Below are 10,659 nucleotides of genomic sequence, written 5' to 3' on the forward strand. Positions count from 1 at the left end.
ATTTAACTCAAAAAGTTGAAGCCCCAAAAAGCGGTGTCTTGTTTTTTTCGCCCGCTATTTCCCGTACAAGTTTAGGAACCAAATAACCAGGTAGGTTCTCTAAAACTTTTTTATAAATTAAATCAATATCCTGAGCTGGTGTATCAAAATGATGAGCACCTTTTACTTTATCCAGAACATGCAAATAATATGGCATTACACCTGCGTCGAATAAGCGGTAACTTAAATCGACTAATACTTCTGCAGAATCATTAACCCCTTTTAATAAGACTGCTTGGTTCAGCACGGTGATTCCTTGTTTGACAAGCTGTTGAAGCTGGCTGCACGTGAAGTCATCTAGCTCTGATGGATGATTTGAGTGTACCACTAGAATAATGCGTAGCCTACTGTTTTTTAAAATAGAAACCAGCTCTTCGTCGACACGGTTGGGGATTACGATAGGAACTCGTGAATGAATTCTCAAAAATTTAATTTGTGGCAAAGTCGATAAACGTTCAATCCACACTTGAAGTTTACGATTTGATAGTGTGAGCGGGTCTCCACCACTTAAAATCACTTCATTAATATCGGGTTGTTGTTCAATATATTGTTTAATGTTTGGCCAATCGTCATTTTTAGGCAGGTTTTCTTGGTATGGAAAATGCCGGCGGAAACAATAACGGCAATGGACCGCGCAGGCGCCGGTTAAAGTTAGTAAAAAACGAGACTTGTACTTATGTAATACACCAGGCTGTTGGTTAGCTTGTTCTTCACCTAATGGGTCGGTAACAAAACCGGCGTGTTCTTCAAGTTCCAAATGATGCGGTAGGACTTGGAGTAAAAGCGGATCGAGCGGATTACCTTTTTGCATTTTTTCGACAAAAGCGCGCGGCACGCGTAGGCGAAACTCATCTGCTGCGAACTGAGCACCCGATAATAACTGATCATGGGAAAGTTCTAATACATCAAGTAATTCTTGAGGACTTGTAATCAAATCACTCAATTGAGTTTGCCAGTTTTGCTCTTGAAATAAATAGTTTATCATGCTGAATGTTTAAAAAATGCAGAAAGGTGAGTGGGGAATATTGCTGAAATTAATGCGTCGAACTTTGAAGTGTAAGCTGAAATAATTCCGATAAAGCTCACAACGGATGAAGCCTACGAAACATTTATTAAATTTCATTAAACAGCAATTTTACCTGTTTGTGGGCATTGTATAAACAAAGTTCTTTAATGTCTGAGTGTAAGTTAAGCAGCTTGACCCCTTTAATGGGGATTTTTTCATTGCGACATGGTGCATTGGTCATTTAGAATACGCAATATCACATTAATGTGCATGTGGCAGCCAATGTTACAGTCAGTACTTGCTAAATGACATGTTACAGCCCATAGCATCTATAGATTAAAGTTAGTAAGTTTGGAGTGAGCCAGTCATGGCCTATTATTCTACGAATGATTTCAAGTCAGGCCTTAAGGTCATGCTTGACGGTAACCCATGTTCAATCATGGAAAACGAATACGTAAAACCAGGTAAAGGCCAAGCTTTTAACCGCGTAAAATTACGTAACCTTAAAACTGGTAAAGTTTTAGAAAAAACTTTCAAATCTGGTGATTCACTAGAAGCTGCTGACATCCAAGAAGTTGAAATGAACTACTTGTATAACGACGGTGAAATGTGGAACTTCATGGACCCAGAATCTTTCGAACAAATCGCTGCTGATAAAGTTGCTATGGGCGACGCGGCTAAATGGTTGAAAGATGACTCTAACGAACTTTGCACAATCATGTTATGGAATGGTGTTCCTTTAACTGTGAGCGCGCCAAACTTCGTTGTATTAAAAATCGTTGAAACTGATCCAGGTGTACGTGGTGATACTTCAGGCGGTGGCGGTAAACCGGCTAAGCTTGAAACTGGTGCAGTTGTACGTGTTCCATTATTCGTACAGCAAGAAGAAAGCGTTCGTGTAGACACTCGGACTGGTGACTATTTAGAACGTGCATAATGGTTTAAAAATAGACTATTATCGAAAGGGATGAAGTGATTCATCCCTTTTTTTATACCTATTGGTTTAAATTTTTATTCCAAAGTATTAGATGAAAAAACCTATAACAGGAGTAGAGTTTCAAGGGAAGAAACAGCAGTACCTCGAACAAGAAAAATCAAGCTGATTTATTTCAACATTTATGAGGGATTGAGATGGAAAACATTCAACCGAAGTCAGGAATGGCTTCGAAGATTATCTGGCTGTTTGTAGCCATTCTAGGTGCCGTTTCATTCGGCATACTAGCACTCAGTCGAGGCGAGCATGTCAATGCAGTTTGGCTGATCCTTGCAGCAATCTGTGTGTATAGCATTGCATATCGTTTTTATAGTTTATTTATTGCCAATAAAGTCTTTGAACTGAATGAGCGACGTTTAACGCCTGCTCATCGCTTAGCTGACGGTTTGGATTATGTGCCGACCAATAAAAGTGTTCTATTTGGTCACCACTTTGCCGCGATTGCAGGCGCAGGTCCTTTAGTCGGTCCGATTCTTGCTGCGCAAATGGGTTATTTGCCGGGAACAATTTGGCTCTTAGTGGGTGTCGTTCTTGCGGGTGCGGTTCAAGACTTTTTAGTCTTATTCATCTCGACGCGTCGTGATGGTCGTTCACTCGGTGAAATGGCAAAACAAGAACTGGGTTCTTTTGCCGGAATCATCGTGATGCTTGGTGCACTTGGCGTGATGATCATCATTCTAGCAGTGCTGGCTTTGGTAGTTGTAAAAGCGTTGACCAATAGTCCGTGGGGTGTTTTCAGTATCGCGGCCACTGTACCGATTGCGATTTTCATGGGTATCTATATGCGATTTATCCGTCCGGGTAAAATAGCAGAAGTGTCGATCATTGGTTTTGTACTGATGATGGCTGGGATTATCTATGGTGGTGACATTGCACAGCATCCGTACTGGGGGCCATTCTTTACACTTTCAGGTACTGAACTAACTTGGTGGTTGATTGGTTATGGTTTCGTGGCATCAGTATTACCTGTTTGGTTACTGCTTGCACCACGTGATTACCTATCTACCTTCTTGAAAATTGGTGTTATTGCAGGTTTAGCAATCGGGATCATGTTTGCTTTACCTGAGATGAAAATGCCAGCGGTAACGCATTTTATTGATGGTACTGGTCCTGTATTTGCAGGCTCAATGTTCCCATTCTTGTTTATTACCATTGCCTGTGGTGCAATTTCAGGTTTCCATGCGCTCGTTTCTTCAGGAACGACACCGAAGCTTGTGAATAATGAAAAAGATATTCGCATGATCGGTTATGGCGGCATGTTGATGGAGTCTTTTGTTGCGATTATGGCTTTGGTCTGTGCAACGATTCTTGAGCCTGGTGTGTATTTTGCGATTAATGCACCAGCAGCGGTAATTGGTACAACGGTTGAGTCCGCTGCAGAAGCAGTTCGTACATTAGGCTTCGTGGTCACACCTGAAGCATTGACCTTACTTGTACAAGAAGTGGGTGAAAACTCGATTCTGTCTCGTACAGGGGGTGCACCAACATTTGCGATTGGTATGGCGCATATCATTACGGAAATTTTCAATAACCGTTCAATGATGGCGTTCTGGTATCACTTTGCGATTTTATTCGAAGCACTCTTTATTTTAACGGCTGTGGATGCAGGTACGCGTGCATGTCGTTTCATGGTGCAAGATACTGTGGGTATCGTGATTCCTGCGGTTAAAAACTCACATAACTTCTTCGGAAATCTGTTAGGTACAGCGGTGGCTGTTGCAGGTTGGGGCTTCTTCGTTTACCAAGGCGTGGTTGATCCACTCGGCGGTATTAATAGCTTATGGCCGCTATTTGGTATTGGTAACCAAATTCTTGCTGCGATGGCATTGATCTTGGGTACAGTGATTTTATTCAAGATGAAAAAACAAAAGTATGTTTGGGTGACAATTATCCCAACATTATTCTTGTTTATTACTTCAATGACCGCTGGTTGGCAGAAGATTTTCCACGAAAATCCAAAGATTGGTTTCTTGGCTCAAGCAGATCGTTTTAATGCAGCCATTGCGAAAAATGAATTGTTGGCACCTGCGAAAACCATGGCTGAAATGCATACGGTTGCATTGTCGAATCAAATCAATGCCGGTCTTTGTGCATTCTTTATGATCGTGGCATTTGTGATGTTATTTGCAGCGATTGGTGTGGTGCGTCGTGCCTTGGCAAATCCAAATCCATCGGTGAATGAAGCAGAAGCGATTTACCGTGACCCAGCTGAAATTAATCCGTCAAATTCAGCACATTAATAGGGGAATATGAATGAACCTGAAGTTTGCAAAAAGTGGAAAAACGGTGATTTATAAAATCATTAAAATGACCATTATGTCGCAGAAGGATTTAATTCTGAACCCGAAAAATTGGTCACGTATTGCGACGTTGTGGCAACGTTTACAGCAAAGCTTCCGCCTGATGGTGGGTGTGCCAGATTACCAAAACTATTTGGAACATATGGCAAAACATCATCCTGATTTGGAAGCGATGGATGCAAAAACATTTTATCGTCACTGTGTAGATGCACGTTATCCATCAGCTGGTGGTGACATGAAGAAGTGTCCTTGCTAATGCCTTGACTCGCGCTAAAAAACAAATAAAAAGCGTTCTTCGGGACGCTTTTTTTATTGCTGATTTGTGATCAGTCGAAGCGAAAACAACGCTTTTGTATACTCAATAAATATCAAGGATATCTATTTAAAGTATGGAACTGGGTATAGCTTGGAGATAAACACTGTATTTTTAAATAAAACACTGTATTTTAGTCATTCATTTAACTTTTTTATTGGGGAATAAAAGGTGTTTTGGGGATCAGAGAAAAGCCAACAAAATAATACATCAACGCTTTTAAGTGAGCAGAGCCTTGCGCCTTTTTACCCGAAAATAAATACATTCCTCGAACAAATTAACCAAATTATTTTGGATAAAAATCAGCAAATCAAATTGGCTTTAGCTTGTCTATTGGCAGGCGGGCATGTGCTATTTGAAGACTTACCTGGTTTAGGAAAAACGACATTATCTAGCGCCTTGTCACATTTGGCGGGATTAAAGTTTCAACGGATTCAATTTACCAATGACATGCTGGCCAGTGATGTGATTGGGGTAAACATGTTTAATCAAAAAGAACATCATTTTGAGTTTAAATCTGGGCCAATTTTTACCCAAATATTATTGGCAGATGAAATCAACCGTTGTAGTCCAAAGACCCAAAGTGCTTTATTAGAAGCCATGGAAGAGGGTTATGTGACGGTCGATGGTGTACGATATGCTTTGCCTCAACCATTTTGGGTGATTGCGACACAAAACCCTTCATTTCAAAGTGGTACTTATGCCTTACCTGAGTCCCAGTTGGACCGGTTTTTAATGCGTTTGTCTTTAGGTTATCCATCGCGTCAGGCAGAGAAATTATTGCTCCAACAAACTTCACGCCATGATCTGATTGCGGCATTAGCACGTATCTTTAATGAAGCAGAAATTTTACAACTACAAGGTTTTGTCGAGCAGATACATCTGAGTGATCGTTTGATGGATTACATTTTGGATCTTGCTGCTGAAACACGTAAAGGGAGACATGGTCTTTCTACGCGTGGTGTTTTAGCCTTAAAGAAAGCTGCGCAAGCCTATGCGCTGATTGAGCAGCGAAATTATGTGAATCCTGACGATGTGCAAGCGGTGTTTGCTGCTGTAGTATCTCATCGAATTGGGCTGTCAGATCTTGAAGCCTTTAAGCTTTTAGAACAAGTTTCGATTCAATAAAGGAGTTGAACCTTGGCTTCGATGTGGCAGCAATGGATTGAACGTCGATTTAAAATCGATCAGCACAAGCAGCTGACTCAAAAAGACGTCTTGATCTTTATCTATCAGCAAGGCTACTTGTATTTCGTGTTAATTTTTATCACCTTTATTGCTGGTGTGAATTATGCCAATAACTTGATTTTAGGATTTTGCTTTTTAATTAGCGCCGTATTGTGTATTAGTTTCTATATTACTTTTAAACAGCTTCATGCGTTGCAGATTCAAATAAATGTTGTTGATACACCGCAAGTAGGTGAATTACTTTCGGTTGAAATTTACTTTAAACAAGAGAGCGAGCAGGCGCGATATTTGTGGATTAAAACTGAAAATCAGCTACATAAATTATTGTTCAATACGCAACAGCATGGCTTTCAATTAAATTTTATAACCAGTCAACGCGGTGTTTTTCAGATTCCACCTATACAAATTTATAGTGTTTATCCCTTTGGTTTGGTTCGGGCCTGGACGTATTTGTACGTACACCAACCAGCGTGGGTTGCACCTCAAGCCAGTTTGCATTCCGTTGAAAATAAGCAACAACAGCAAAATTTTGAACCTGATCTTGATGAATTTCGCGAATTACGGAGTTTTCAGACGGGGGATTCACTTCATGCGGTGTCTTGGAAACAAGCAGCACGAGGACAAGGCTTATATGTGAAAGTCTTTGAACAGTATGAAGATCTAAAGAAATTGGAGATTCATTATCACTATATGCCAGCTCAAAGTCATGAAGAAAAACTTAGCCTTATGATGGGTTTGGTCGAGCAGGCTGAGCAAAATCACGATCAATATGCACTGTATTTACCTAATGCTGAGTTAGCATCAGGCACTGGAGCACTGCATTTTTCCGAAGCTAAACGGTTATTGGCGCAGGCTTAATTGATGATTGAAAATACCATACGCCGCTCCATACTACTCACTTTAGCTTTGTTGCTCATTGCGCAAATGCTTTATATACCAGTGGTGACATCATTAGTATTTTTAGTCATTTGGCTTATTTTATTACACAATACCCGCGCAACTAAAAAACCATTTTCTAAAATTTTAACCTATGTGCTGACATTGATAGCTTTATTCAGCATTTACATAAGTCATAAAACATTTATTGGTGTTGATGCAGGGGTTACAGTACTTAGTACATTTTTATTTGCTAAATCTTTAGAAACAAAAACACGTCGTGATGTAATTATTCTATTTAACTTTGCGATGTTTGTGATTGCCAGTAGTTTTTTGTTTAGCCAGTCTTTTGCCATGGCATTGGTCATTTTGTTGGCGTTGTTGAGCTGCTTTATTGGATTATTCCGTTTACAGACCGTTGGTTTTAGCCAAAACTCTGGCGGTGAAATACAAGCGATTAAACAAGATATTGGGCATGTGGGAAAATTTATTGCCTTAGCTGTTCCATTTTTTATATTACTGTTTCTCTTTTTTCCACGCCTGCCGCCGCTATGGCATATTCCTATTCCTGAAAATAAAGCCACAACAGGAATCAGTGACAGCATGTCTCCTGGCGATATTGCTGAGTTATCACAGTCGAGTAGCTTGGCATTTCGTATAATCGGAGATATTCAAGCCTTGCCACCACGTACAGAGCTGTATTGGCGGGCGATGGCATTAGATGAATATGATGGTTCTAAATGGACAAGTCATTTTTTTAACCAGAACGTTATACAGCTGAATCCAGCCGAGTTAAAAACCAAGCGGGCGTTGAATTATCAATATTTGGCTGCCGACCCAACTGTGATGTGGATTATGTCGTTGGAGCAATCCGTTCCCAATGAAGCACGTTTTGCTTTAGGTCAAGATGGTCGAATTACACCCTACCGATTAACAGCACGTACAGAGCCGATTCAACTGAAATGGTTAGGAAGTGCAGAGCCGCCACAAATAAAAAATGTAACTTTACTTGAAAAATTAAACACTCGCTATGTTGAAAACTTGGATGTTCAATCACAACAATTGGCCCAAACTTTATGGCAGCGAAGTCGTCAAAATCCTGAGCGTTATATTGCCGAAGTTTTGCAATGGTATAAACAAAATCGCTTTGCATATACTTTAAGCCCAGGTGTATTGGGGCAAAATCGGATAGATGATTTCTTATTTGGATCAAGACAGGGCTTTTGCGAACATTTTGCTTCAAGTTTTGCAATGTTGATGCGCTATGTTGGCGTACCGTCGCGTATTGTCGTGGGATATCAAGGTGGTCAATTAGCACCAGATGGAAAAAGTTGGGAGGTTCGTCAGCTCGATGCACATGCGTGGACAGAGGTTTATGTCAATCAACATTGGCGTCGTATTGATCCGACGGCCATGATCGCACCGCAGCGTATCGATGGGGGGATGCAGGATTATATGGAACAAGATCGGACAATTTTTGGGAGCCAGCAGTCGACTTGGGCCTATCAACAATTTTCGATGTTGAAAAAAGTCCGTGTATGGAGTGATTATGCGAGTTACCAATGGCAGAGCAAGGTGGTGGGTTATAATGCTGAATCACAACAACAATGGTTTAAAAAGCTCGGTACAAATTCTGCTTATGCAGTTGTTTTAATTCTTATTTTGAGTATTGGTGGCATTGTAGCATTATATTTTATATGGATTTTGTGGAATAAAAGAAAAAGTTTAAGCCCTCTTGAAAGAGAAATTACCAATTTCGCAAAGAATTTACCCTTGAGCCAGCAAAAATTGACTTCTGAAAGTTTTCGGCATTGGTTACAACGTTTGGCTGAAAATGTACCTGAACATGAAAGGCGTTCATTTGAACAATCCATCAAGTTATTTGAGCAGGAAATTTACGTAGGTACTCCGCTAAGTTCTCAAGATATTCAATGTTTTAAGACTTTGCTTAAAACTTGTACGCAAAGTTTAAAAAACTCAGAAAAGGGCTTGTCATAAAAAATAAAAATGAATATGATGCTTGGACTTCAGGTGTATAGCTCAGTTGGTTAGAGCGCTACGTTGACATCGTAGAGGTCAGCAGTTCGAGTCTGCTTATACCTACCAAGATAAAACAAAGGCTTACAAGCAATTCAATGACTTGTAGGCCTTTTTTAATATCTGCTATTTGTCGCTGTTGGCGCAAATGTTGTGCATTTTGGTGAAAATACGCCATAATTTACGCCAAGATTACGCCAAGACCCATACGATGAAATTACCCAAACCTAGAAAAAGAGGTGATGCTTACCGAATCGAACTTATGTTTGATGGTAAGCGCTATTCAGCTACCCGAGATACTCCAAAAGAATGCGAGCAATGGGCTGCTTTAAAGATATTAGAACTTAAGGCTAACGCTGGCGATTCAGTGGCAGAGGAAACTAAGCCTATATTTACCTTCAAAGAATTATTTGATGAATATTTCGAGAAAGTAGGCCGCCACTCAAAATCTAAAGACTGGATCCTTGTTCAATACAAAACTTTTGAAAATAAGTTTGGTGAACTGGCCTATAAGAATATTTATGACATCACACCCCAAGATTTAACAGCTTGGCGTAATAGGCGAAGTACCCAGGTAAAAGAAAATACTGTTCTTAAGGAAATCTCACTGTTTTCCGCTATGTTCACTTATGCTCAAAAGGAAATGTTTCTACTAGATGTAAATGCATGGATGCAGATCACTAAGCCAATTAAGCCTGAATCTCGATATCGACGGATTGCTCAGCATGAAATAAATAAAATGCTTGAGCTACTGGAGTATGAAATAGGGCAGGTACCCACATTGCCACAACACTATGTTGCTTGGGGTTTCTTATTTGCGATAGAAACAGCTATGCGCAAGGGTGAAATTCTCAGTATGAATCGCTCTGAAATTTATGACGGGTATGTACATCTCCCAAAAACCAAGAACGGAAGCAAGCGCAATGTACCACTTTCTAAATTTGCAAAAGAGTTGCTTGCTTTAATACCTCATGATGATGAGCGAATTATTCCTCAGTCAGCCGATGCATTCCGAAAATTATGGGAGCGCAGAAAAGCCAGTTCAGGTATTGAGGATTTACACTTTCATGACACTCGACACGAAGCAATATCAAGAATGGTAAAGGTGCGCAAACTTCCAGTTGAAGTATTGGCAAAAATAACAGGTCACAAAAAAATTGAAGTGCTGGTGAATGTTTATTACAACCCAGATGCAGATGAACTTGTGGAAATGTTTAACTCGTAAAAAAAAGAGAGCTAATTAGCTCTCTTTCTACCTCGTTTTGTATTTGAATCCTTTAGCATCTGTGATGCTGCTGTTGGATCATATAAAAATTTACCCTCGGTACCTTGGTTAATCGCAGCCAATTTTCTGCGCACTGTAGCAGCTGAAATACCATGTCGTTGTGCAATCTCAGCAGCGGATATTAACTCAATTTTTTCCTGTCTCATTTCTACCACAGTTGCGCCACCAATAATTGCACCCAAATAAAGCTGTGGAGGTGCATTGGATTCAACTGTAATTGTATATTTAAGTGCTCCCATCAAGACACCTCCTTCAAACTTTCCACCACATTTCTAGGCAACCCACTCAAATAACAACTAAACAAGTGGTAAAGCTCATCCGCGTTCATTTCATTTACTTCGATCATGCCACCTGTGCCATTTACTACACGCTGACGTGACCAACCACGCATATTGAAAGTAAACTCATTGTCGTAATCGACTGCATTCACAATCGCATTAAACAGTCCAATTTCCTGCGCATCCCAATTTTCAAAGTAGGGCATATCTTTGGAAGTTAAGTTGTCAATTTGGAGCTGGGCGAATTGGGGTTTTGTTAATCGAATTTTAGTCATTAATCGCACACTCTATAAAATCAGTAAGAGACATGAAGTCACCGTAATACAACTGATTAAAAACCTTA

At 40.1% G+C, this 10,659-nt stretch carries 10 protein-coding genes and 1 tRNA gene; 8 read left to right on the forward strand and 3 right to left on the reverse strand.

Annotated elements, in window-relative coordinates:
• Positions 1–7: 7 nt before the first annotated feature.
• Positions 8–1,024 carry an EF-P beta-lysylation protein EpmB gene (epmB, locus tag FTU29_RS16085; RefSeq protein ID WP_180122849.1) on the reverse strand — a complete coding sequence of 339 codons (1,017 nt, stop codon included), beginning with the start codon at positions 1,022–1,024 and terminating at the stop codon, positions 8–10.
• A gap of 388 nt (positions 1,025–1,412) precedes the next feature.
• Here epmB and efp point away from each other — a divergent pair, with 388 nt between their 5' ends.
• The 8 genes from efp (at position 1,413) to FTU29_RS16125 (ending at position 9,978) form a co-directional block, all read left to right on the forward strand.
• Positions 1,413–1,982 (forward strand): elongation factor P, encoded by a 570-nt coding sequence (gene efp, locus FTU29_RS16090; protein WP_067762759.1) that lies wholly within the window; start codon positions 1,413–1,415, stop codon positions 1,980–1,982.
• Between the two features lie 194 nt (positions 1,983–2,176).
• Positions 2,177–4,279: a carbon starvation CstA family protein gene (locus tag FTU29_RS16095; RefSeq protein WP_180122851.1), complete on the forward strand. Its 2,103-nt coding sequence runs from the start codon at positions 2,177–2,179 to the stop codon at positions 4,277–4,279.
• 13 nt (positions 4,280–4,292) lie between these two features.
• Positions 4,293–4,595, forward strand: coding sequence for a YbdD/YjiX family protein (locus FTU29_RS16100; protein ID WP_078190160.1), 303 nt, complete (start codon positions 4,293–4,295; stop codon positions 4,593–4,595).
• A gap of 228 nt (positions 4,596–4,823) precedes the next feature.
• Positions 4,824–5,780, forward strand: coding sequence for a MoxR family ATPase (locus FTU29_RS16105; protein WP_180122853.1), 957 nt, complete (start codon positions 4,824–4,826; stop codon positions 5,778–5,780).
• A gap of 12 nt (positions 5,781–5,792) precedes the next feature.
• Positions 5,793–6,698, forward strand: a complete 906-nt coding sequence (locus FTU29_RS16110) for a DUF58 domain-containing protein (RefSeq protein ID WP_180122855.1) — start codon at positions 5,793–5,795, stop codon at positions 6,696–6,698.
• Positions 6,699–6,701: 3 nt separating this feature from the next.
• Complete coding sequence (locus tag FTU29_RS16115) at positions 6,702–8,714, forward strand: DUF3488 and transglutaminase-like domain-containing protein (RefSeq protein WP_180122857.1); 2,013 nt, start codon at positions 6,702–6,704, stop codon at positions 8,712–8,714.
• Positions 8,715–8,745: 31 nt separating this feature from the next.
• Positions 8,746–8,822, forward strand: a tRNA-Val gene (locus FTU29_RS16120).
• A 142-nt stretch (positions 8,823–8,964) separates the two neighbouring features.
• Entirely contained in the window at positions 8,965–9,978 is a 1,014-nt protein-coding gene (locus tag FTU29_RS16125; RefSeq protein WP_180122859.1) for a site-specific integrase, read from the forward strand.
• Positions 9,979–9,989: 11 nt separating this feature from the next.
• On the opposite strand, the gene FTU29_RS16130 is transcribed toward FTU29_RS16125, so the two are convergent.
• Both FTU29_RS16130 and FTU29_RS16135 read right to left on the reverse strand, forming a co-directional pair.
• Positions 9,990–10,277, reverse strand: a complete 288-nt coding sequence (locus tag FTU29_RS16130) for an HTH domain-containing protein (RefSeq protein WP_180122861.1) — start codon at positions 10,275–10,277, stop codon at positions 9,990–9,992.
• A complete protein-coding gene (locus FTU29_RS16135) occupies positions 10,277–10,591 on the reverse strand; it encodes a hypothetical protein (RefSeq protein WP_180122863.1) in 315 nt (104 codons plus the stop codon). Before FTU29_RS16135 ends, FTU29_RS16130 begins: the two co-directional genes overlap by 1 nt.
• Positions 10,592–10,659 lie beyond the last annotated feature (68 nt).

The organism is Acinetobacter sp. YH12086 (assembly GCF_013419345.1).
GTDB lineage: Bacteria > Pseudomonadota > Gammaproteobacteria > Pseudomonadales > Moraxellaceae > Acinetobacter > Acinetobacter amyesii.

What these genes read in the sequence shown, in the direction of transcription:
- epmB (WP_180122849.1), bottom strand. Translation starts at nt 1,024, where the DNA reads ATGATAAACTATTTATTTCAAGAGCAAAACTGGCAAACTCAATTGAGT.
- efp (WP_067762759.1), top strand. Translation starts at nt 1,413, where the DNA reads ATGGCCTATTATTCTACGAATGATTTCAAGTCAGGCCTTAAGGTCATG.
- FTU29_RS16095 (WP_180122851.1), top strand. Translation starts at nt 2,177, where the DNA reads ATGGAAAACATTCAACCGAAGTCAGGAATGGCTTCGAAGATTATCTGG.
- FTU29_RS16100 (WP_078190160.1), top strand. Translation starts at nt 4,293, where the DNA reads ATGAACCTGAAGTTTGCAAAAAGTGGAAAAACGGTGATTTATAAAATC.
- FTU29_RS16115 (WP_180122857.1), top strand. Translation starts at nt 6,702, where the DNA reads ATGATTGAAAATACCATACGCCGCTCCATACTACTCACTTTAGCTTTG.
- FTU29_RS16125 (WP_180122859.1), top strand. Translation starts at nt 8,965, where the DNA reads ATGAAATTACCCAAACCTAGAAAAAGAGGTGATGCTTACCGAATCGAA.
- FTU29_RS16130 (WP_180122861.1), bottom strand. Translation starts at nt 10,277, where the DNA reads ATGGGAGCACTTAAATATACAATTACAGTTGAATCCAATGCACCTCCA.
- FTU29_RS16135 (WP_180122863.1), bottom strand. Translation starts at nt 10,591, where the DNA reads ATGACTAAAATTCGATTAACAAAACCCCAATTCGCCCAGCTCCAAATT.